The organism is Streptomyces sp. NPDC041814, from assembly GCF_055590565.1.
This window is the reverse complement of record NZ_JBVJAM010000009.1, coordinates 180991-202552: the sequence shown is the minus strand read 5'-3', so window position 1 is coordinate 202552 and position 21562 is coordinate 180991. Positions and strand designations below refer to the sequence as shown.

Genomic DNA, 21562 nt, shown 5'->3' with positions numbered 1-21562 from the left:
TGCACTAGTTGAAAATGCGACGTGGGCCGCTCCGATGGCGCGCCTGCCCCCACTTACCCGGACCAAACACAAGAGTGACCTGGATCATATAAAACACCCTGGTTTTCCGGGAACCGCGTCCGCGGCGGCCGCTGTCGGTGCCGTGCGGCATCATCGGCGTGTGACGCGACGCCTGATGCTCCTCGACACCGCTTCCCTCTACTTCCGCGCCTACTTCGGCGTGCCCGACTCGGTGCGCGCGCCCGACGGCACCCCGGTCAACGCCGTGCGCGGCCTGCTGGACTTCATCGGCCGCCTGGTGCAGGACCACCGGCCGGACGACCTCGTCGCGTGCTGGGACGCGGACTGGCGGCCGCAGTGGCGCGTCGACCTCATCCCGACGTACAAGGCGCACCGGGTGGCCGTCGAGACCGGGGCGGGCGTGCCCGACGAGGAGGAGACGCCGGACACCCTGGCCCCGCAGGTCCCGGTCATCGCCGACGTGCTGGACGCGCTGGGCATCGCCCGGGTCGGCGCCGAGGGGTACGAGGCGGACGACGTGATCGGCACGCTGACCGGACGGGCGGCCGGACCGGTCGACATCGTCACCGGCGACCGGGACCTCTACCAGCTGGTGGACGACGCCCGCGGGGTGCGGGTGCTCTACCCGCTGAAGGGGGTCGGCACCCTCCAGGTGACGGACGAGGCGTGGCTGCGCGAGAAGTACGGGGTGGACGGCCCCGGGTACGTGGACCTGGCGCTGCTGCGCGGTGACCCGAGCGACGGACTGCCGGGCGTGCCCGGGATCGGCGAGAAGACCGCGGCAAAGCTGCTGGACGCCTTCGGCGATCTGGCCGGGATCATGGCGGCGGTGGACGATCCGTCGGCGAAGCTGACGCCCTCGCAGCGCAGGCGGCTCGACGAGGCCCGCGCCTACGTGGCCGTCGCACCGAAGGTGGTGCGGGTCGCCGGTGACGTACCACTGCCCGGCTTCGACCCTGCGCTGCCCGCCGCTCCGCGCGACCCGGCCGCCCTCGACGCGCTCGCGACCCGGTGGGGGCTGGGCGGAGCCCTCCAGCGCCTCCACTCCGCACTGCGACCCTGAGGTGTTAGGTTAGGTGACCCTAAGACCGATGTCCGCATCGGGGGCATCGGTTGGCGGTTTTCCAATTCCGGCAGCAGGGAGCAGACCTCGTGGCAGATCGACCGGAGCGGCGGGCACCGCAGGCTCAGGGGGCGCAGGTCCTGCGCACCGAGCAGATCACCCCGCACATGATCCGGGTGGTGCTCGGCGGCGACGGTCTCGCCGAGTTCGCACTCGCGGGCTTCACCGACCATTACGTCAAGCTGTGCTTCGCCCCGGAGGGCGCGGACTACACCCACCCCTTCGACGTGGCCCGCATCCGCGAGGAGTACCCCCGCGAGCTGTGGCCCACCACCCGTACCTACACGGTGCGTTCCTGGGACCCGGCCGCCCGGGAGCTGACGATCGACTTCGTGGTGCACGGCGACGAGGGCCTCGCCGGACCCTGGGCGGCGCGCGCGGTCCCGGGCGACCAGGTGACGTTCCTGGGCCCCGGCGGGGGTTACGCCCCCGACGCCTCGGCGGACTGGCACCTGCTGGCGGGCGACGAGAGCGCGCTGCCGGCCGTCGCCGCCGCGCTGGAGCAGATGCCGGCGGGCGCGGTGGTGCACGCGTACGTCGAGGTGGCGGACGCTGCGGAGGAGCAGAAGATCGCCACACCGGACGGCGTGTCGGTCACCTGGCTGCACCGGGCCGGGCGCCCGTTCGGCGAGGCGCTCACCGAGGCGGTGCGGAAGCTGGAGTTCCCGTCCGGCCGGGTCCAGGCGTTCGTGCACGGTGAGGCGGGCTTCGTCAAGGAGATCCGCCGCCACCTGCGCCTTGAGCGCGAGATCCCCGCCTCGCAGCTGTCGATCTCCGGCTACTGGCGGCTCGGCCACGACGACGAGGCGTGGCGCTCCGTCAAGCGCCAGTGGAACGAGCAGGTGGAGCGCGAGCAGGAGAGCGCGGCCTGACCTTCGTACGGCGTGGCTGTGCCCCGGTCCGGTGGACCGGGGCACAGCGTTGTCCGGCGGGTCAGACCGACTTCTGGTACGAGCGGAACGTGCGGGTCGACAGTGCCACGGCGGCCACGGCGAGCAGCAGCAGCCCGCCGCACCGGGTGACGACCAGTTGCCAGTCGGGATCAGCACCCAGCGCGGAACGTCCGGCCACCATGGCCCAGTTGGCCGGATTGAAGGCGGCGATGTCCCGCATCCAGCCGGGCATCTGGCTCGCGGCCATGAAGGACGTGGACAGGAAGGTGAGCGGCATCAGCAGGAAGGTGTTGATACCGATGATCGACTCCCGCTCCCGCACGATCATGCCCACGGCGTTCGAGAGCGCCCCGAAGACGGTGCCGAGCAGCACCGAGGCGGCGACCAGGATCAGCAGCCCGGCGGCCCCGCCCGGATAGCCGGCCCCGGCCGCCCAGCCGAGCAGCAGGATGATGACGGACTGGGCGGTGTTGGCGATGCCGTTCTGCACGACATTGGCGTTCATCAGGGCGTTCCGGCTGACCGGCGTGGTCAGGAAGCGGTTGAGCGTGCCGCGCTCGATCTCCTCCAGGGTGCCCATCCCGGCCCACATGCTCGACCCGAGGGCGCTCATCACGACGATGCCGGGGACGAGGTAGTCCAGGTAGGAGGTGGTGCCGAAGCCGCCGAGCTCGACCACCTTCCGGAACAGGTTGCCGAAGAGGAAGAGCCAGATCACCGGCTGGATGAGGGCCATCGCGAGGAACACGGGCTGCCGGAGGATCGCCATCAGCTGGCGCTGCGTCATGTACCAGGTGTGGACGAGGACCTGACCGCTCATCGGGCACCTCCCGCGAGGGCGGGCTCGGAGGCGGTCGCCGCGACCTCGGACTCCGCGTCCTGGAATCGGCGGCCGGCGTACCGCAGATAGACGTCGTCCAGCGAGGGGCGGGCGACGGTGGCCGCCGCGACGGCGGCCCCGGCCTGTTCGAGCGCGGCCAGCAGCACGGGCACCGCCGCCGCGCCGTCCTCGGCCCGGACACTGACCCGGCGCCCCTCGGCCACCGCCTCGTGGACCCCGGGCAGCCCGGTGAGCGCGGTGACGGCCTCGGGACCGGCGTCCGCGCGCAGCTCCACATGGACGGCGTCGCCGCGCAGCTCGCCCTTGAGCTCGTCGGGGGTGCCCTCGACCACGACCCGGCCGCGGTCGACTATCGCGATGCGTTCCGCGAGGCGGTCCGCCTCCTCCAGGTAGTGGGTGGTCAGGACGATGGTCAGGCCCTCGTCGCCGGCCAGCCGGGATATCTCGTCCCACATCGCCGTACGGGCCTCCGGGTCGAGCCCGGTCGTCGGCTCGTCCAGGAACAGCACCTCGGGACGGTGCATCAGCCCGAGCGCCACGTCCAGGCGGCGCAGCATGCCGCCCGAGTACCCCTTGACCAGGCGCTTCCCGGCGTCCGCGAGGGAGAACCGCTCCAGCAGCTCATCGGCGCGGCGCTGCACGGCCGCGCGCCGCATCCCGTACAGCCGGCCCTGGAGGAGCAGGTTCTCGCGGCCGGTGGCGACCGGGTCGGCGCCGGACTTCTGGGCGACGACACCGATCGCGCGGCGCACCCGGTCCGGGTGGGCGAGGACGTCGTGCCCGGCGACGGAGGCGGTCCCGGAGTCGGGGCGGGCGAGGGTGGTGAGGATCTTGACGGTGGTGGACTTCCCTGCGCCGTTGGGCCCGAGGAGCCCGAAGACGGTGCCCGCGGTGACGGTGAGGTCCATGCCGCGCAGCGCGGTGACGCCTCCCGGATAGGTCTTGACGATGTGTCGCGCCTCGACAGCGGGCGCACGGGTGCTCATGACGGAGCTCTCCTCTGGTCGGCCGGGCGTCCGGTTCGGCGGACGCCGTCGGGCCGGTCCGTGTGAGGAGTGCCGGGCTATCCTGGGTGTGCCGCACCTCGATCGCCCGGGCCGCCTCCACGGTGGTCCGGCTTTGGGGTTCGAGACCCCGGCGCGGACCGCTGCAACGGACCCGCCGGGGTCTTCTTCTGCTTACTCCCGGTCTTCGAGGTCCTGCCAGTCCTGCGGGACCTCGCCGGTCTCGTGGAACGACTTCCACTCCTCGATGCCGCTGATGGTGGCCTCGCCGATCTCCTTGCGGAAGGTACGGATCCATTCCAGCTGCGCCTCCAGCATGTGGAGCTGGTACTCCGTCTCCACGACGAAGACGCGGGGCACCGAGTCCCCGAGCTGGGCGAGCACCCCGCGCAGCGCCGCGGCCCGCACGGTCTGCGCCTGCTCGCGGTCCACGAGGAGCTCGCCCACCTCCTCCGGGGGCAGCGCGGGAAGCAGGGCCAGGGCCGTGTCGAAGACCGGATACTCCTCGGCCGGCACCGCGATCAGGTCGGACAGCCAGTGCAGCATCTCGGCGCGCCCGGCCTCGGTGAGGCCGTACAGCGTGCGCTCCGGGCGGTTGCCCTGGCGTTGTACGCCCGCCACCTCGACGTACCCGTGCTTCTCCAGGTTCTGGACGACGGTGTAGAGCGAGCCGAAGTTGATCTTCACACTGTGCTGCTTGCCGCGCCTGCGGAGGGTCTGGGCGATCTCGTACGGATGCATGCACCGCTCGGCGAGCAGCACCATCACCGTGAGCGCCAGCGGATTGCTGAGCTTGCGCCTCTTGGCCACGGCCCCCCACCTCCGGACTTTCCCTCGCCCCCGAATACTCGTGGCCGAACATAGCTCGATTTCCGAAGACGCGTCAACCACGATGTATCGCGTTTCCGGGCCGGTCCTGCGCGAGGTCGTGGAAGGATCCCCGGATTCCGGCCAATCCGCCGGGGCACCGGCTCCGAATCACCTCCGGAGAGCGATGACCACCGAAGGGAACCCGGCGTGAAAGAAGCCGTGTACATCAGCGGAACGGCCTCGGCGGGGCCCGACCTCCAGGAGCTCATGGGCCAGGTCGCCCGGGGCGACCAGGAGGCGTTCGCCAAGGTCTACGACGCGGTGAGCGGGCCGGTGCTCGGGCTCGTCCGCGCGGTGCTGCGCGACCCCGCCCAGTCGGAGGAGGTCGTCCAGGAGGTCCTGGTGGAGGTGTGGCGCACCGCGTCCCGTTTCCAGGCCGCCCGGGGCAGCGCCATGAACTGGGTGCTGACCCTCGCCCACCGCCGCGCCGTCGACCGGGTGCGCTCGGCACAGGCGTCCGCCGCCCGCGAGCACAAGGCCGCCCTCCTCGACCGCACCCCCGCCTTCGACGAGGTCACCGAACAGGTCGAGACCCGGCTCGAACGGGAACAGGTGCGCCGCTGCATGCGGACGCTCTCCGAACTCCAGCGGGAGTCCGTCACCCTGGCGTACTACCGGGGCCTCACCTATCGCGAGGTGGCCGAACTGCTCGCGGTGCCGCTCGGCACGATCAAGACTCGACTGCGCGACGGGCTGATCCGGATGCGCGACTGCCTCGGGGTGGCCTCATGACCGACGCCGGACTCCACACACTGACGGGCGCCTACGCCCTGCACGCCCTGCCGGACAACGAACGCCAGGACTTCGAACGGCACCTGGGCGACTGCGAAGCCTGCTCCACCGAGGTGCGCGAACTCTCCGAGACCGCGACCCGCCTCGGCCTCGCCGTCGCCGCACCGGCCCCCCGTGAGCTGCGGGAGCGGGTGCTCCGGGAGATCACGACCGTACGCCAGGAACCGCCCGCCCTGCCCCGCCGCGAGCGCTCCACGGGCCGGTGGCGCGGCGGGGCCCGGTGGTCCCGGTTCGCCCTGGCCGCGTGCCTCGCCGCGGTGGCGGGCTTCGGCGGGATCGCCGTGTGGCAGCACCAGGAGGCGCGGGACGCGCAGCGGCAGGCGGACGCGGCCCGGCTGCGCGCCGAGCAGCTGGCCCGGGTCCTCGCCGCGCCCGACGCGAAGACCGCTTCCGGCAAGCTGGACGACGGGGCGCAGGGCACGGTGGTGGTCTCGCGGAGCGAGGACCGGGCGGTGTTCCTCGCCTCCGGGCTGCCCGAGGCTCCCAGCGGGAAGGTCTACCAGCTGTGGTTCGCCGACGGCGACACGATGCGCCCGGCGGGCCTGCTGCACGCCTCGGGCCCGTCCTCGACCACGTACACGACGCTTCTCGACGGCCCGGTCGACGGGGCCACGGGCATGGGCATCACCGTGGAACCGGCGGGCGGTTCGGCGCGGCCGACCTCGGACCCGGTGGCGCTGATGGAGCTGCCCGCGTGAGCGGCGGCCGGCCCGGGGCTCCCCGGACCGGCCCGCTTCGGCTCCGGCGCGTATGCCTCTCCGGAAGTGACGCGTTGCCGGTGGCTCGGCGGAACGGCGTCATCCGGCCGTCACTCGATCAGGTGACAGACCAATCCGGCGGGGGCCCGGCACCGAATTCCCGGCGTGAGTGAAAAGCGGAACGATCCGGAGACCGGGGCCACCGAGCCCCGGCGGTCCCGCGTGCTGCGGGCGGCCTGCGCCGCGCTCAGCGGTGTGATCGCCGGGTTCAGCGCGCTGGCCGTCGCCGAGCTCGCGGCGGCGCTGGTGCGGCCCGAGGCGGGTCCGGTGACGGCGGTGGGCGGTGCGGTGATCGACCGCACTCCCCCGGCGCTGAAGGACTTCGCCGTACGGAACTTCGGGACCGACGACAAGCTGGTCCTGGAGCTCGGGATCCTGACGATCCTGGCGCTGTTCGCCGTGGCGGTCGGGCTGCTGACGCTCCGCCACCGGATCGCCGGCTCGGCGGCCGTACTGGTCTTCGGCGCGGTCGGGGCGGTGGCGGCGGTCGGACGGCCCGAGGGCCAGGCCCTGGACGCGCTGCCGTCGGTGGTGGGTGCGCTGGCGGGTGCGGGGGTGCTGTATCTGCTGTCCGGGCGGCTGGTCCCGGTCCGCCCGGCCGGAGAGCGGGCCACCGGGGGCTTCGACCGGCGTGGGTTCGTCGTCGCGGCGGGTGTCGCGGCGGCGGCCTCCGCCGGGGCGGGGCTGCTGGGGCGACGGCGCACCTCGGCCGTGCGGGCCGATGCCGCGGCGTCCCGCCGCGATCTGAAGCTCCCCGCGCCCGCCTCACCCGCCCCCGCCGTGCCGTCCGGCGCGGAGCTGGCGATCCGGGGGCTGAGCCCGTTCGTCACGCCCAACAAGGACTTCTACCGCGTCGACACGGCCCTGGTCGTGCCGAGGGTGGACGCCGGGGCGTGGCGGCTGCGGATCCACGGGAAGGGCGTGCCCCGTCCGGTGACGCTCACCTTCGAGGATCTGGTGCGCCGGGAGGCCGTGGAGCGCGACATCACGCTGACCTGCGTCTCGAACGAGGTGGGCGGGCCGTACGTCGGCAACGCCCGGTGGCTCGGTGTGCGCCTGGCCGACCTGCTGCGCGAGGCGGGGGTGCGCCCACCCTCCGAGGGCGGACCGGCCGACCAGCTCGTGGCGCGTTCGGTGGACGGCATGACGATCGGCACCCCGGTCGAGGACGTCATGGACGGTCGCGACGCCCTGCTCGCCTTCGGCATGAACGGGGAGCCGCTGCCCTTCGAGCACGGTTTCCCGGTCCGGATGGTCGTCCCCGGCCTGTACGGATACGTGTCGGCCTGCAAATGGATCAAGGACATCGAGCTGACCACCTTCGACGCGTACGACGCGTACTGGGTGAAGCGGTCCTGGTCCCGGCGGGCACCCGTCAAGACCCAGGCCCGCATCGACACCCCGCGCCCGTTCGCCTCCCCCAAGGCGGGCACGGTGGCGGTCGCCGGGGTGGCCTGGGCCCAGCACCGCGGGATCACCCGGGTCGAGGTCCGGGTGGACGGCGGCCCGTGGCACCCGGCGCGACTCGCCGCGGGCGCCGGCCGGGACATCTGGCGCCAGTGGGTGTGGGAGTGGCCGGCCACCCGGGGCAGCCACACCCTGGAGGTCCGCGCGACCGACGGGACCGGCGCCACCCAGACCGCCCGGCGCACCGGCACCGTGCCGGACGGCGCCACCGGCCGGCACACGGTGGTGGTCAACGTGTCCTGAACACGCGGTCCCGCCGCCTCCCCCGACCTGGGCGCCGTCGGTCCGGGCCGCACACACCCCAGCCCAATTACCCTACGCAGTCAATCAGTTACCCAAACAGGAGAACATCATGAAGGTCATCCACGCCCGCCGCGCCGCCGTCGCGCTGTCCGCCGCGCTCCTCCTGCCGCTGGCCCTGACGGCCTGCTCCGACGACTCCAAGGACAGCGCGGCCGGACCGGCCGCCGGCTCCGCCAAGGCCCCGGCCTCGCCGTCCGCCGAGAAGTCCATGGACCCGGACAAGCCCTTCGGCCCGGCCTGCGCCTCGGTCCCGAAGAGCGGCGCCGGGTCCTTCACCGGCATGGCGAAGGACCCCGTCGCCACGGCCGCGTCGAACAACCCGGCCCTGTCCACCCTGGTCACCGCGGTCAAGAAGGCCGGCCTGGTGGACACGCTCAACAACGCGCAGAACATCACCGTGTTCGCCCCGACCAACGACGCCTTCGCCAAGGTCCCGAAGGCCGACCTGGACAAGCTGCTGGCCGACAAGGACGCACTCACCAAGGTCCTCACCTACCACGTGGTGGGCCAGAAGCTGACGCCGGAGCAGCTGGAGAAGGGCTCCTTCGAGACCCTGGAGAAGGGCGAGCTGACGACCTCCGGTTCGGACATGACGTACACCGTGAACGACTCGTCGAAGGTCGTCTGCGGCAACGTCCCCACGGCCAACGCCACGGTCTACATCGTGGACACGGTCCTGATGCCGCCCGCCGCCTGATCGCGTTCCTCGCGGTGGGCCCGGCGGCCCACCGCGAGGGCCGGTGCGGATCGCACGGAATCCGGTCGCCGCAAACCTACACATAAGCAACGGATAAGCGCAGAATGGGCAGTGCGGGCCACTTCCCGCGCGTGGCGGTGACCGGGTCCGCATGATCCGAAGGGGACGAAACTCATGTCAAACGTCTCGCACGTCGGCCACGACATGGCCGGACACCCCGATGTATCGGAAATGAGCGACCGCTATGCCCGCGTGATGGGCGGCCGCGACGTCGCGCTCGTGGACGCGCCGGTCTTTCTGGTCGGTCTCTACTGCGCCGTCTCCCCGTGGGTGCTGCACTTCACCACGTCGCAGTCCGCTCTGGTGACGCACAACCTGGTCATGGGCATCGCGATCGCCCTCCTCGGCCTCGGGTTCACCGCGATGCCGCAGCGGATGTACGGCCTGAGCTGGGCCATCTGCGCCATGGGTGCGTGGATGATCATCTCGCCCTGGGTGGTGGGCAGCAGTCCGGACACCGGCGTCATCCTCAACAACGTCATCATCGGCGGACTGACCGCCCTGCTCGGACTGGTCTGCGCGGGCGCGTCGATGAAAATGAGCCGGGGCGGCCGGTCCTAGAAAGGGAGCCGCACAGAAGCCGACCGGACCGCGCGCCCGGCCGGCTTCCGCGTGTCTCAGCCCAGCGAGCTGTACGCGACCACGCCCCGCAGCACCTCGTCGACCGCCTTCCGGGCGTTCCGTGCCACCGTGCTGTTCTCGCGCGGCGCGGCGGCGGCCACCTGGCCCAGCACGTCGATGACCTGCTTGCACCAGCGCACGAAGTCGCCCGCCGGCATGTCCGCCTCGCGCAGCACCTCGTCCAGCGAGCGGCCCGACGCCCACATGTACACCGCCCAGGCGAAACCGAGGTCGGGCTCGCGCTGGCCGACCCCCTCCGCCTGGTTGATCTTGAAGTCCTCCTCCAGGGAGTCGAGCCGCCCCCAGATGCGGACCATCTCGCCCAACGCGGTCCTCGCGGGGCCCGACGGCAGCTTCGGCGCCACCGCGTCGTCGGCCTGCCGCGCCTCGTACACCAGGGCGGAGACGCACGCCGCGAGCTCCGCCGCGTTCAGCCCCTCCCAGACACCGGCGCGCAGGCACTCGCTCGCCAGCAGGTCCAGCTCGCCGTAGAGCCGGGCCAGCCGCTTCCCGTGCTCGGTGACCTCGCTGCCCCGCAGGTAGTCCAGCTCGGTGAGCAGGGCGACGATCCGGTCGAAGGTGCGGGCGATGGTGTTGGTGCGCCCCTCGATGCGGCGCTCCAGCTGCCGGGTGTCGCGCTGGAGCCGGTGGTAGCGCTCGGCCCAGCGGGCGTGGTCCTCGCGCTCGTCGCACCCGTGGCAGGGGTGGGCGCGCAGCTCGGCCCGCAGCCGCGCGATCTCGCGGTCGTCGGCGGCGGGGGCACGCCCCCGGCGGTGCCGGTCCGGGACGATGTGCCCGGCCTTGGTCCGCAGCGCGGAGGCCAGGTCCCGGCGCGACTGCGGCGAGCGCGCGTTGAAGGACTTCGGCACCCGCATCCGCTCCACGGCCTCCACCGGCACCGGGAAGTCGATCGCGGCGAGCCGCTTCACCTGCCGCTCGGCGGTGAGGACCAGCGGGCGGGGCCCGTCGTGGTACTCCATGCCGCGGTGCCCGTGCCCGTTGGTGCGGCCGGCCGGAAGCCCGGGGTCGAGGACGAGCGCGAGGCCGGCGAACTTGCCGGTCGGCACATGGATGACATCGCCGGGCTTCAGCTTCTCCAGCGACGCCGCCGCGGCGGCCCGCCGCTGCGTCGCGCCCTGCTTGGCCAGCTCCGTCTCCCGGTCCTTGAGGTCGCGGCGCAGCCGCGCGTACTCCTCGAAGTCACCGAGATGGCAGGTCATGCCCTCGCGGTAGCCCTCCAGACCTTCCTCGTTGCGCTGGACCTGGCGGGAGATCCCGACGACCGAGCGGTCTGCCTGGAACTGCGCGAAAGAGGTCTCCAGGAGCTCGCGCGAGCGGTGCCGCCCGAACTGCTGGACCAGGTTCACGGCCATGTTGTACGAGGGGCGGAAGCTGGAGCGCAGCGGATACGTGCGGGTGCCGGCCAGTCCGGCGAGGGCGCCCGGGTCCATGCCGCGCTGCCAGAGCACCACGGCGTGGCCCTCGACGTCGATCCCGCGCCGTCCGGCACGGCCGGTGAGCTGGGTGTACTCACCGGGGGTGATGTCGGCGTGCTGCTCGCCGTTCCACTTGACGAGCTTCTCCAGGACCACCGAGCGCGCGGGCATGTTGATGCCGAGCGCCAGCGTCTCCGTCGCGAAGACGGCCTTGACGAGGCCCCGGACGAACAGCTCCTCGACGATCTCCTTGAACCTCGGGAGCATCCCGGCGTGGTGCGCGGCGATACCCCGCTCAAGGCCCTCCAGCCACTCGTAGTAGCCCAGGACGTGCAGGTCCTCGGACGGGATGGACGCCGTCCGCTCCTCCACGATCTCCCGGACCAGTCGGCGCTTGTCGTCGTCGTTGAGCCGGAGCCCGGCGTGCAGGCACTGCTGGACGGCGGCCTCGCAGGCGGCCCGGCTGAAGATGAACGTGATCGCGGGGAGCAGCCCCTCGGCGTCCAGCCGGTCGATCACCTCGGGGCGCGAGGGCGTCCAGATCCGGCTGCGCTGGCGGCGCTCGCGCTCGCGGTCGGCCTCGCGGACCATCTTGCCCCGGCGGCGCTCGCGCGGGTTGTACCCGCGCTGGTTCTCCATGCGGGCGAGGCGGACGAGGTCGGGGTTGACCTCACGGCGGCCGGTGCCGCGTCCGCCGTGGTCGCTCTCCTCCTCGAAGAGGTCGTACATCCGGCGCCCGGCCAGCACGTGCTGCCAGAGCGGGACGGGCCGCTGCTCGGAGACGATCACCTCGGTGTCGCCGCGCACGGTGTCCAGCCAGTCGCCGAACTCCTCCGCGTTGGACACGGTCGCCGACAGGGAGACCAGGGTGACCGACTCGGGGAGGTGGATGATCACCTCTTCCCAGACGGCGCCCCGGAATCGGTCGGAGAGGTAGTGCACCTCGTCCATGACCACGTATCCGAGGCCGTTCAGCGCCTGGGAGCCCGCGTACAGCATGTTCCGCAGGACCTCGGTGGTCATGACGACGACCGGGGCGTCCGCGTTGACGCTGTTGTCACCGGTGAGCAGGCCGACCTTGTCGGAGCCGTAGCGCCGGACCAGATCGGCGAACTTCTGGTTCGACAGGGCCTTGATCGGCGTGGTGTAGAAACATTTGCGGCCCTGCTCCAGGGCGAGGTGCACGGCGAATTCGCCCACGATCGTCTTGCCCGAGCCGGTGGGGGCGGCGACGAGCACGCCCTTCCCGGCCTCCAGCGCCTTGCACGCCTCGATCTGATACGGGTCGAGACCGAAGTCGTACATCTCGCGGAACGGCCCGAGGGCGGTCGCCTGCTCGGCCGCCCGGAGCCGGGAAGCCTGGTAGCGCTCAGCTGGTGAGAGGTCCTCTGTCATCTTGTTGTCGAGCCTACCCGCCACCTCTGACAGTGACGCGATCTTTAATCGCCCATGACAGAGGCCGGGGAGGCCCCCAGCAGGCGTACCGCCTTCGGCACGCACGTGGCGGTCACCGGGAGCGCGCCGAGCGGTTCGCCGTCCGCGTACGCGGTGACGCCGACGGCTTCGAGGGTGACCGATGAGGCCCGGTGCACGGTGACGACGGGGTGGCTGAGGTGCGTCCCCTTGTACACCCGGGGGAAGACCTTGAGCAGGGTCGTACGGCTGCACTCGCCGACCACCGTGATGTCGAAGAGCCCGTCGCTCATGTCCGCGTCCGCGCAGATGCGCATGCCGCCGCCGTACGAGGTGCCGTTGCCGACCGCGACGAGCGTGGCCCGGATCTCGCGCGCGGGCCCGCCGTCGAGCGTCATGCGGTACGTGACCGGCTTGAAGGCGGCCAGCTCGGCGAGGATCGCCAGGTCGTACTTGAAGCGGCCGCCCACCCAGCGCATCCGGTTGCCCCGGTCGTTGACCCGGGAGTCGAAGCCGGAGGCGAGTACGGAGCCGAACCAGCGTTCCCCGACCCGGCCGAGGTCGGTCTCGCGCACCGGTGCCCGGCCCTTGAGCGCGTCGGCGGCGAGCCGGCCCGCCGCCTCCGGGTCGCGTATCGGCAGGCCCAGGGCGCGCGCGAAGTCGTTGCCGGTCCCCACCGCCACCACGCCGAGCGGGGTGAGCGTCCCGGCGACCGCCTGGAGGGCGAGGGAGACGAGCCCGTCCCCGCCGACGGCTATGAGCGCGCCCGTCCCCTCGGCGACCGCTTCCCGCGCCCGGCGCAGCGCGTCACCGGCGTCCTCGCCGAGGATCGTGCGCACGGAGAAACCGGCCTCCCGCAACGCGGAAGCGGCCGGCTGCGCGGCTCGCGCGCCCCGGCCGCGTCCCGCGGTGGGATTGACGAAGAGGGTGATCTCGCTGGTCACCCGGGGACCCTACAAGGTCAGGTGATGTCGTCGTAACCGTCGCGCGCGGAGGACCGTCCGCCATCGGCCTGACCGGGGAGCGTGGGCGACGCCGAGACGTGCTCCATGTCGCCGATGTCCTCGGGGGTGAGGTCGAGCTCCGATGCCTCGTCGTCATCGAGGTCGGCGTCGGGGTTGTTCCGCTTCCGGCGCCGGTCGTTGGCCATGCAGATGCCGAGCGCGAGGAAGTACAGCACCACGATGGGCGCGGCCAGTGTGATCATCGTGAGCGGGTCGCCGGTGGGGGTCGCCACCGCGGCGAAGATCGTGATGCCCATGACCATCCAGCGCCACCAGGAGCCGAGCCGCTTGGCCGTGAGCACCCCGGTGAAGTTCAGCAGGATGAGCAGAAGCGGCAGCTCGAAGGCGAGGCCGAACACGACCACCATGCGCGTGATGATGTTGAGGTAGTCGTCGATGGGCAGCAGGGGCTTCGTGTTGTCCGGGGTGAATTCCTGCAGCACGGACACGGTCTGGGGCATCAGGAGGTAGGCGAGAGCGGCGCCCACCAGGAAGAGCGGGACACCGACGCCGACGAAGCCGAGCGCGTACCGCTTCTCGTGCTTGTGCAGACCGGGGGCGAGGAAGGCCCACAGCTGGTAGAGCCAGACCGGGGTGGAGAACACCACGCCGGCCATGAGGGAGACCTTGAGGGCGATGGAGAAGGGCGCGACAATACCCTGCACCGTCATCTCGGCACACGGGTTGCCGTTGGCCTGCTTGCTCTCACCGTGGGCGCAACCGACGGACTCCAGGACCGGGCGGATCAGGAAGTTGATCAGGTCCTTGTAGAAGAAGGCCGTGACCACCGTGATCACGAGAATCCCCACAACGGCGATCAACAGTCGGTTACGCAACTCTCGCAGGTGATCAGCGAGAGGCATCCGCCCCTCGCTGTCCTTCTCCTGCTTGCGGGCAGACTTGAGCAACCCACTTCCCTCGTCTCGTGCGGCGGCTGACGGAAGAGTCCGTCAGCGCGGTCAGCTCTGGGTGGTGGGCTTCGGTTCGCTCACCGGGCGGGAGCTCGTGACGTCACCGGGCGCGGCCTGGATCGTACGGGCGGCGGCCTGCGGGGCGTCGGCGGGGGCGTCCGTGGTGGCGGTGGCCGTCGGCTCGTCGTCCTTCTTCATGGCCTTGGCCTCGCTCTTGAGGATGCGGGCCGACTTGCCGAGCGAACGGGCCATGTCGGGAAGCTTCTTGGCGCCGAACAACAGCAGGATGACAGCGATGATCAGTACGATCTCGAGAGGCTTCAGATTGCCCATGATGTGCTTCCTTCTAGCTGAGGCGGCTGGAGGTGGGCTCGCTGCCCTTGAGTGGCGGATACACATCCGACCATTCGCCGGCAGCGATCGTAACCCGCGGGAGTAAACGCGAGGCAATGCCCGTGCATACTTTCGATAGCGGCCCGCACCTCCCTGCCTGGGCCGTCCTGCAGCAGCGTACCTCCCGGGCTCCCGAAACAGGAGGCCGCGTCTACGGGGCCTCAAGGGCCTCAGGGCAGGGTCCGGCCCGTGGCGGCGAGCCGTTCGGCAGCTCGCTCCAGGTCGTCGGCCGCGCGGTTGATGCGCTCCGTGGTACGGGTCACCTGGTGGCCGAGGCGCTGGGCCTCGACGAACACCCTGATGGCCAGCGTGCCGAGCACGGCGATTCCGAGGAATCCCAGGGCGATGGCGAGCATGGGCCAGAACATGCGCGAGGAACCTTTCAGGAGCCGGTGTGCAGACGCAGCGTGCGGACGCCGCCGTCGGTCAGAAGCTCCACTATCCGCTCCCCCGCCGGCTTACGGACACACGCGGCGCAGTCGGGGCAGGTGAAGGAGTAGAACGTGGTGCGGCTGGTCGCGCCGATCACCAGCCGGAACTCCGCCGCCGCCAGCTCGAACCGCGCGCGGCAGTCCGGGCAGGCGGCCTTGAAGCGCGCCGACTCCGGCACCGCCACGGTGGATACGGCGGCGCGGCCCGGCAGCGCGGACAGGTGGCCCATGTCTACCGCCGCCCCCTCAGGCCGTGCCGTCGTACGCGGCGAGCGCCGCCCGCGCCGCACTCCGCGCGCTTCCGGCCAGCTCCGGGGGCGAGACGATGCGCCCCTCCCGGCCGAGCCGCAGCGCGAGCCGGCGCAGGGAGGCCGGGTCCGGGGTGCGCAGGGTGATCCGCAGACCGCCGTCGGGCCGTTCCTCCGCCCGGTCGTGCGGGTAGTACTCGGCGACCCAGCGCCCGCCCGGGCCGACCTCGATCACGACTTCCGGGTCCTCGGCGGCCGGCTGGACCAGGCCCTCGGACAGGTCCCGCAGCTCCAGCTCCGGCGGGGCGGCGGGCTCGTCGAGCAGCCTGATCTCGGCGACCCGGTCGAGGCGGAAGGTGCGCCGGTCCTCGGAGGAGCGGCACCACGCCTCCATATAGGTGTGCCCGACGGCGAACAGCCGGATCGGGTCGACCTCGCGTTCGGTGAGCTCGTCGCGGGCGGGCGAGTAGTAGCGCAGCCAGAGCCGGCGCCGCTCCGAGATCGCCCGGTCCACCTCGGCGAAGACACCGCCCTCGGACTCGAAGGTGACCGAGAGCCGGGAACTGGCGGCGCCCACCTCTCCGGCGGCGGTCTCCAGCTTGGCGGTGGCCCGCAGCAGCGCCTGCCGGTCGCTCTCGCGCAGCCCGGGCAGGGTCGCCACGGCGCGGGCGGCGACCAGCAGGGCCGTCGCCTCGTCGGCGGCGAGCCGCAGCGGTTCGGCGACGTCGTCCGCGTTGTGCCACCAGATGCGGTCGCCGTCGGTGTCGATGTCGAGCAGGTCGCCGCCCCGGAAGCTGGTGCCGCACATGGGCAGCACGTCCAGGTCGGAGATCAGCTCGTCCTCGGTGATCCCGAAGGCCCGGGCGACGTCCTGGACGTGGGCGCCGGGGCGCTCGCGCAGGTACGTCACCAGGGAGAGCATCCGGCGCGTCTGGTCGATGGCGTTCGTGGCCATGGAATACGGTCCCCTCAGTCCTTGGCCACGGCGCGCAGCCGGTCCACCACGTCGGCCCGCAGGTCCTCGGGTCCGGTGACGACGACGTCGGGCCCGAACTCCACGAGCCAGGCGTCCAGGCCGTGTCCGTACGGGATCTCCAACTCGTCCCACCCGTTCCCGAGTTCCCGGACCGACAGGGCGCGGGCGCGCAGCGGGTAGCCGGAGTCGGTGCGGAGCCTGATCAGGGCGGTCCGGGTGGCCGTCTCCCCGGCCCAGCTCTCCACGGTCTCCCGGACGGTGACCACGTCGGGCACCTCGGCGGTGAAGGCGCCGGCCCGGGAGCGCACCTTGCCGGTGATCCGGGAGAGCCGGAAGACGCGCTCGGCGGCGCGCTCCCGGTCCCAGCCGGCGAGATACCAGTGGCCGCGCCAGCATTCCAGGGTCCATGGCTCGACCTGGCGCTGCTCGGGCTGGGCGGCGTTGGCCTTGCGGTAGTCGAAGGTCACCGGGCGGCGGTCGCGGCAGGCCAGCATCAGGGGTTCGAAGGCGGCCTCGTGGACCGGGATGCGGGGTTCCAGGGCGCTGTGCACCTCGTAGGCGTCCTCGGTCTCGGGCATCCCGGCCGCCCGCAGCTTCTGCAGGGCCCCGCTGGCCGCCCCGGCGAGGCGGGCCTGCTGCCAGACCTTGGCGGCCAGGCCGAGCGCGGCGGCCTCCTCGGCGTCCAGCGTGATCGGGGGCAGCCGGTTGCTGTCCCGGCGGGCGAGGTAGCCGGTGTCGCCGTCCAGGTTCTCCACGGTCTCGATGACCAGGCCGAGCTCGCGCAGGTCGTCCTTGTCGCGCTCGAACATCCGGTTGAAGGCGTCGTCGGAAGCCGCTTCGAGGTAGGCCTCGATGGAGCCTCGCAGCTCGCGCTTGCTGAGGGGGCGCCGGGTCCCCAGCAGACACAGCGCCAGGTTCATCAGCCGCTCGGCCTTGGCAATCGCCATCGACGCCCTTTCCCTTGTGCTCTACGACGCTCGACCGTACCGCCCCGGGGTGTCCGGACAAAAGCGAGGGCCCGCACCTCGCGGGTGCGGGCCCTGCCGGTACTGCGCGGGATCAGACGGCGACCAGGTCGCAGACGAAGATCAGCGTCTCGCCCGGGGCGATCGTGCCACCGCCGGCGCCGCGCTCGCCGTAGGCGAGGTGCGCGGGGATGGTCAGCTGGCGCCGGCCGCCGACCTTCATGCCCTGCACGCCCTTGTCCCAGCCCTCGATGACCTGGCCGGCACCGAGCTGGAACTGCAGCGGCTTGCCGCGGTTCCACGAGGCGTCGAACTCCTCGCCGGTGGAGAAGGCGACACCCACGTAGTGGACGGAGACGTACTGGCCGGGCTTGGCCTCCTCGCCCTCGCCCTCCCAGATTTCCTTGATCTCCAGATCGGCCGGCGGCTCGCCACCCGGGAAGTCGACCTCGGGCTTCTCGATGCTCACTGACTTTCTCCTCTTACAGATGAACTGGGCAACCGGGACAGTCTTACATCTTCGCCAGGAGGTCCACGGCGAAGACCAGCGTGGAGTTGGCGGGCACGCCCGACTGCTCCTTGTCACCGAGGCCCTGGTCCGGCGGCACGACCAGCAGCACCCGGCTGCCGATCTTCTTGCCGACCAGGCCGTCCTTCAGGCCCTTGAGGGTGACCTGCGCCAGCGGGAAGGTCTGCGTCTTGCCCGTGGTGTACGTGTTGTCGAACTCCTTGCCGTCCTTCCAGAGCTTGGCCACGTAGTTCACGACGACCGAGTCGGTCTCCTTGACCACGTCGCCCTTGGACTCCAGCACGTAGTTGGAGACCAGCTTCTTCGGCGGGGCGACCTTGCTCGGGATGGTCAGGCTCGGCGCCTTGCCGTCGGTGTTGGTGCCCACCTTCGGCAGGTCCACGTTGTCCTGGGCGACGGCGGTGCCCTTGGCCGAGGCCGGGATCTGCTTCGCCTTCAGGATGTCCACGACGAAGACCAGGGTCGCGTTCGGCTTGATGTCGCCCTGGCCCTGGGCCCCGTAACCGAGCTCCGGCGGGATGACGAGCTGGACCCTGCTGCCGACCTTCTGGCCGACCAGGCCCTTGTCCCAGCCCTGGATGACCATGCCCGCGCCGAGCGTCAGATCGAACGGCTGCTTGCGGTCGAAGCTGTTGTCGAACGGCTTGGTCGAGTCGTAGGACTGGCCGAGGTAGTTGACCTGGGTCACGTCGCCGTTCTTCAGCTTCGCGCCGTCGCCCTCGCTGATGACCTTGGTCTTCAGCTCCTTGGGCGGCGTACCCGTGCCCTTGGCCAGGGTGGGCTTCTCGCCGAACTTCGCGCCCGCGGTGATGGCGGGGAAGCCTCCCTTGGAAGGGGCGGACGCGGAGGCGGAAGCGGAGTCGGAGCCCTTGTCGTCGCTGCCGCAGGCCGCTGACGACAACAGCAGCAGGGGGACGACGAGAAGGCCGGCAAGTCGGCGCACTGGTTCCTCAGATCTCAGACGGCATATGTGGGGGACACGCCCCAGGGGGTTCCGGGACCCCGCCACTCTAGGCCGTGCGAAGGGCCCCGTACGAGGAACGTACGGGGCCCGAGTCGCGCCGGCGCCGGAGCGTATCCTGCGCCTCACATACCCGCGATCAGCTTCTCCACCCTGTCGTCCACCGACCGGAACGGGTCCTTGCACAGCACCGTGCGCTGCGCCTGGTCGTTGAGCTTGAGGTGGACCCAGTCGACGGTGAAGTCCCGCCGCTGCTCCTGGGCCCGCCGGATGAAGTCCCCGCGCAGCCGCGCCCTGGTCGTCTGCGGGGGCACCGACTTGCCCTCGAAGATCTTCAGGTCGTTGCAGATGCGGGCGGCCTGCCCCTTGCGCTCCAGCAGGTAGTACAGGCCCCGCCGGCGGTGGATGTCGTGGTAGGCGAGGTCTATCTGCGCGACCCGCGGATTCGACATGGTCATGTTGTGCTTGGCGCGGTACCGCTCGATGAGCTTGTACTTCATGACCCAGTCGATCTCGGTGTCGATCCGGTCGAGGTCCTCGGCCTCGATCGCGTCGAGTGTGCGGCCCCACAGTTCGAGGACGCGCTCCACGTTCCCGGTGCGGATGCCGCGGCGGTCCACGAAGTCCACGGCCTTCTCGTAGTACTCGCGCTGCACCTCTATGGCCGACGCCTCCCGGCCGCTGGCGAGGCGGACCTTGCGCTGACCGGTGGTGTCGTGGCTGACCTCGCGGATCGCCCGGATCGGATTCTCCAGGGTCAGGTCGCGCATCACGGTGCCCGCCTCGATCATGCGGAGCACCAGGTCGGTCGCGCCGACCTTGAGCAGCATGGTCGTCTCGGACATGTTGGAGTCGCCGACGATGACGTGGAGGCGGCGGTAGCGCTCCGCGTCCGCGTGCGGCTCGTCGCGGGTGTTGATGATCGGGCGGGAGCGCGTCGTCGCGGAGCTGACACCCTCCCAGATGTGCTCGGCACGCTGGCTGACGCAGTAGACCGCGCCCCGGGGGGTCTGGAGCACCTTGCCGGCGCCGCAGATCAGCTGCCTGGTGACGAGGAAGGGAATGAGGATGTCCGCGAGGCGGGAGAATTCCCCGTGCCGGGCCACGAGGTAGTTCTCGTGGCAGCCGTAGGAGTTTCCCGCGGAGTCGGTGTTGTTCTTGAAGAGATAGACGTCGCCGGCGATTCCCTCCTCGTGCAGGCGGCGTTCGGCGTCGACGAGCAGGCCCTCGAGAATGCGCTCGCCGGACTTGTCGTGGGTGACCAGCTCGGTCAGGTTGTCGCATTCGGGGGTTGCATATTCCGGATGCGATCCCACGTCGAGGTAGAGGCGGGCGCCGTTCCGCAGAAAGACATTGCTGCTGCGGCCCCATGACACAACACGGCGGAAGAGGTAGCGCGCCACTTCATCAGGAGACAGTCGGCGCTGTCCCCTGAACGTGCACGTGACGCCGTACTCGTTCTCCAGCCCGAAAATGCGGCGGTCCATGACTGAACATTACGCCTGATGGCCCGAGCTGAAACCGGGTTCGGCAGCACCGTTTCGATCATTTTCCGATCCTCGCACCGCTACGGCGGTACGGGCGGGAGCCGTGAGCACCGATCCGGTGGCCAGCAGAACCAGCAGCGCCGCCACTCCACCGGCCCCCGCGACCGCGAAGCTCCACGCCGTCCCGCCCAGTTCGACGGCCGGACCGGCCACCGCCGTGCCCGCGGCCGCGCCCACCCCGAAGGTCGTCACGAGCCACGAGAACGCCTCCGTCACCGTCCCGCGCGGCGCGTGCCGGTCGACCACGATGAACGAGCACGCGACGGCCGGCGCGAGGAACACCCCGGAGACGGCCGCCAGCACGGTCATCGCGACCGGTCCCGGCGTCAGCGCCAGCGGCAGATAGCCCAGCGCGAGCAGCCCCACGATGCCCCGCAGCCGTCGCTCCGGCGCCCCCGCCCACTGCCGCGCCCCGTACACCGCCCCGCCGATCAGGGCCCCGAGGCCGAGCGCGGCCATCAGCCAGCCGTACACCGACTCCCGGCCCCGGTCGTCGGCGTACGCCATCGCGGCCACGGTGATCGAGCCCAGCGCCAGGCCCACGAAGAAGAACGAGCCGAGCAGCGCCAGCAGCCCGGGCGAGCGCAGCGCGCCCAGCCAGTGCGCCTCGCGCGGGGCGGAGCGCCAGGTCCGCGAGGGCTGCGAGAGCACCACCGACAGCGCGCCGAGCACCCCGATCGCGTTGATGACCAGCAGCGCCGTGGCGGGCGACCAGAGGGCGGTCAGGAGCGTCACGAGCAGCGGTCCCGCGGTGAACATGACCTCCTGCGCGACGGCGTCCATGGCGTAGGCCCGGTGCACCCGGTCCTCACCGTCCAGCACGCTCGGCCACAGCGCCCGCAGGCCGCCCTCCAGCGGGGGCGTGAAGAGACCGGCCACGGCCACCGCCGTGTAGGCGAGCACCGGCGAGCCGGTGCCTGCCACGGCGAGGAGGGCCATGCCGAGTGCGGAGACGACCGCGGCGGGCAGCTGGACGCGCGGCTGCCCGTACAGGTCCACCGCACGGCCGAGCAACGGCTGTCCGACCGCCGTGGCCAGCCCGTACACCGCCGCGAGCGCGCCCGCGAGGCTGTAGCTGCCGCCCTCGGCCCGGACGAACAGCACGATCGCGATGCTCGCCGTGCCGTTCGGCAGCCGTCCCACCAGAGTGCCCGTCAGCAGCCTGGCGGCGTGCCGCGCCCGGAGGATGTCCAGATATCCCGCGGCCATGTCCCGCCCCTCTCCCCCGGGTGCCTGTGCGGGCCTGCGAGGTTTTACGTATAACTTCGGAGTTCATACGTACCATGAGCCCGTCCGCA

The 21562-nt window shown here is 71.4% G+C and carries 22 protein-coding genes; 7 read left to right on the top strand and 15 right to left on the bottom strand.

Annotated features, from left to right (window positions below; genetic code table 11):
- The first annotated feature begins 175 nt into the window (after positions 1 to 175).
- Together ACZ6C6_RS23265 and ACZ6C6_RS23260 are read left to right on the top strand one after the other, a co-directional pair.
- Positions 176 to 1084: a 5'-3' exonuclease gene (locus ACZ6C6_RS23265; RefSeq protein ID WP_469205330.1), complete on the top strand. Its 909-nt coding sequence runs from the start codon at positions 176 to 178 to the stop codon at positions 1082 to 1084.
- Positions 1085 to 1173: 89 nt separating this feature from the next.
- A complete protein-coding gene (locus ACZ6C6_RS23260) occupies positions 1174 to 2016 on the top strand; it encodes a siderophore-interacting protein (protein ID WP_469205184.1) in 843 nt (280 codons plus the stop codon).
- A gap of 61 nt (positions 2017 to 2077) precedes the next feature.
- Here ACZ6C6_RS23260 and ACZ6C6_RS23255 read toward each other — a convergent pair whose 3' ends face one another.
- From ACZ6C6_RS23255 to ACZ6C6_RS23245, 3 genes are all read right to left on the bottom strand, one after another.
- Positions 2078 to 2857 carry an ABC transporter permease gene (locus ACZ6C6_RS23255; protein ID WP_469205183.1) on the bottom strand — a complete coding sequence of 260 codons (780 nt, stop codon included), beginning with the start codon at positions 2855 to 2857 and terminating at the stop codon, positions 2078 to 2080.
- The gene (locus tag ACZ6C6_RS23250; protein ID WP_469205182.1) at positions 2854 to 3864 is read right to left on the bottom strand and encodes an ABC transporter ATP-binding protein; all 1011 of its coding nucleotides are present in this window, start codon (positions 3862 to 3864) and stop codon (positions 2854 to 2856) included. The genes ACZ6C6_RS23255 and ACZ6C6_RS23250 overlap by 4 nt, the downstream gene beginning before the upstream one ends.
- A 192-nt stretch (positions 3865 to 4056) precedes the next feature.
- Positions 4057 to 4692: a PadR family transcriptional regulator gene (locus ACZ6C6_RS23245; RefSeq protein WP_469205181.1), complete on the bottom strand. Its 636-nt coding sequence runs from the start codon at positions 4690 to 4692 to the stop codon at positions 4057 to 4059.
- A 207-nt stretch (positions 4693 to 4899) separates the two neighbouring features.
- On the opposite strand from ACZ6C6_RS23245, the gene ACZ6C6_RS23240 reads away from it, so the two are divergent.
- From ACZ6C6_RS23240 to ACZ6C6_RS23220, 5 genes are all read left to right on the top strand, one after another.
- Positions 4900 to 5484, top strand: a complete 585-nt coding sequence (locus ACZ6C6_RS23240; RefSeq protein ID WP_469205180.1) for a sigma-70 family RNA polymerase sigma factor — start codon at positions 4900 to 4902, stop codon at positions 5482 to 5484.
- A complete protein-coding gene (locus ACZ6C6_RS23235; RefSeq protein WP_469205179.1) occupies positions 5481 to 6242 on the top strand; it encodes an anti-sigma factor in 762 nt (253 codons plus the stop codon). Before ACZ6C6_RS23240 ends, ACZ6C6_RS23235 begins: the two co-directional genes overlap by 4 nt.
- A 225-nt stretch (positions 6243 to 6467) precedes the next feature.
- A complete protein-coding gene (locus ACZ6C6_RS23230) occupies positions 6468 to 8012 on the top strand; it encodes a molybdopterin-dependent oxidoreductase (protein WP_469205329.1) in 1545 nt (514 codons plus the stop codon).
- Between the two features lie 109 nt (positions 8013 to 8121).
- Positions 8122 to 8769, top strand: coding sequence for a fasciclin domain-containing protein (locus tag ACZ6C6_RS23225; RefSeq protein ID WP_469205178.1), 648 nt, complete (start codon positions 8122 to 8124; stop codon positions 8767 to 8769).
- Between the two features lie 231 nt (positions 8770 to 9000).
- Positions 9001 to 9390, top strand: a complete 390-nt coding sequence (locus tag ACZ6C6_RS23220; RefSeq protein ID WP_365687302.1) for an SPW repeat protein — start codon at positions 9001 to 9003, stop codon at positions 9388 to 9390.
- 56 nt (positions 9391 to 9446) lie between these two features.
- On the opposite strand, the gene ACZ6C6_RS23215 is transcribed toward ACZ6C6_RS23220, so the two are convergent.
- From ACZ6C6_RS23215 to ACZ6C6_RS23160, 12 genes are all read right to left on the bottom strand, one after another.
- On the bottom strand, positions 9447 to 12281 hold the full coding sequence (locus tag ACZ6C6_RS23215) for a DEAD/DEAH box helicase (RefSeq protein WP_469205177.1): 2835 nt from the start codon (positions 12279 to 12281) through the stop codon (positions 9447 to 9449).
- Positions 12282 to 12325: 44 nt separating this feature from the next.
- Positions 12326 to 13243: a diacylglycerol kinase gene (locus tag ACZ6C6_RS23210; protein WP_469205176.1), complete on the bottom strand. Its 918-nt coding sequence runs from the start codon at positions 13241 to 13243 to the stop codon at positions 12326 to 12328.
- Positions 13244 to 13260: 17 nt separating this feature from the next.
- Positions 13261 to 14211, bottom strand: a complete 951-nt coding sequence (gene tatC / locus ACZ6C6_RS23205) for a twin-arginine translocase subunit TatC (protein ID WP_469205175.1) — start codon at positions 14209 to 14211, stop codon at positions 13261 to 13263.
- A gap of 51 nt (positions 14212 to 14262) precedes the next feature.
- The gene (tatA, locus tag ACZ6C6_RS23200) at positions 14263 to 14550 is read right to left on the bottom strand and encodes a Sec-independent protein translocase subunit TatA (protein WP_469205328.1); all 288 of its coding nucleotides are present in this window, start codon (positions 14548 to 14550) and stop codon (positions 14263 to 14265) included.
- Positions 14551 to 14777: 227 nt separating this feature from the next.
- Complete coding sequence (locus tag ACZ6C6_RS23195) at positions 14778 to 14975, bottom strand: hypothetical protein (protein ID WP_469205174.1); 198 nt, start codon at positions 14973 to 14975, stop codon at positions 14778 to 14780.
- Between the two features lie 14 nt (positions 14976 to 14989).
- Positions 14990 to 15268, bottom strand: coding sequence for a hypothetical protein (locus tag ACZ6C6_RS23190; RefSeq protein ID WP_469205173.1), 279 nt, complete (start codon positions 15266 to 15268; stop codon positions 14990 to 14992).
- Between the two features lie 16 nt (positions 15269 to 15284).
- Positions 15285 to 16241, bottom strand: coding sequence for a helix-turn-helix transcriptional regulator (locus ACZ6C6_RS23185; protein WP_018103751.1), 957 nt, complete (start codon positions 16239 to 16241; stop codon positions 15285 to 15287).
- A 14-nt stretch (positions 16242 to 16255) separates the two neighbouring features.
- The gene (locus tag ACZ6C6_RS23180; protein ID WP_469205172.1) at positions 16256 to 17209 is read right to left on the bottom strand and encodes a helix-turn-helix transcriptional regulator; all 954 of its coding nucleotides are present in this window, start codon (positions 17207 to 17209) and stop codon (positions 16256 to 16258) included.
- Between the two features lie 112 nt (positions 17210 to 17321).
- Positions 17322 to 17696, bottom strand: coding sequence for an FKBP-type peptidyl-prolyl cis-trans isomerase (locus ACZ6C6_RS23175; RefSeq protein ID WP_469205171.1), 375 nt, complete (start codon positions 17694 to 17696; stop codon positions 17322 to 17324).
- Positions 17697 to 17739: 43 nt separating this feature from the next.
- Positions 17740 to 18699 carry an FKBP-type peptidyl-prolyl cis-trans isomerase gene (locus tag ACZ6C6_RS23170; RefSeq protein ID WP_469205170.1) on the bottom strand — a complete coding sequence of 320 codons (960 nt, stop codon included), beginning with the start codon at positions 18697 to 18699 and terminating at the stop codon, positions 17740 to 17742.
- 143 nt (positions 18700 to 18842) lie between these two features.
- Positions 18843 to 20204, bottom strand: coding sequence for a Pup--protein ligase (gene pafA, locus ACZ6C6_RS23165; RefSeq protein ID WP_073967929.1), 1362 nt, complete (start codon positions 20202 to 20204; stop codon positions 18843 to 18845).
- A 9-nt stretch (positions 20205 to 20213) separates the two neighbouring features.
- Positions 20214 to 21473: an MFS transporter gene (locus tag ACZ6C6_RS23160; RefSeq protein ID WP_469205169.1), complete on the bottom strand. Its 1260-nt coding sequence runs from the start codon at positions 21471 to 21473 to the stop codon at positions 20214 to 20216.
- Between the last annotated feature and the right edge of the window lie 89 nt (positions 21474 to 21562).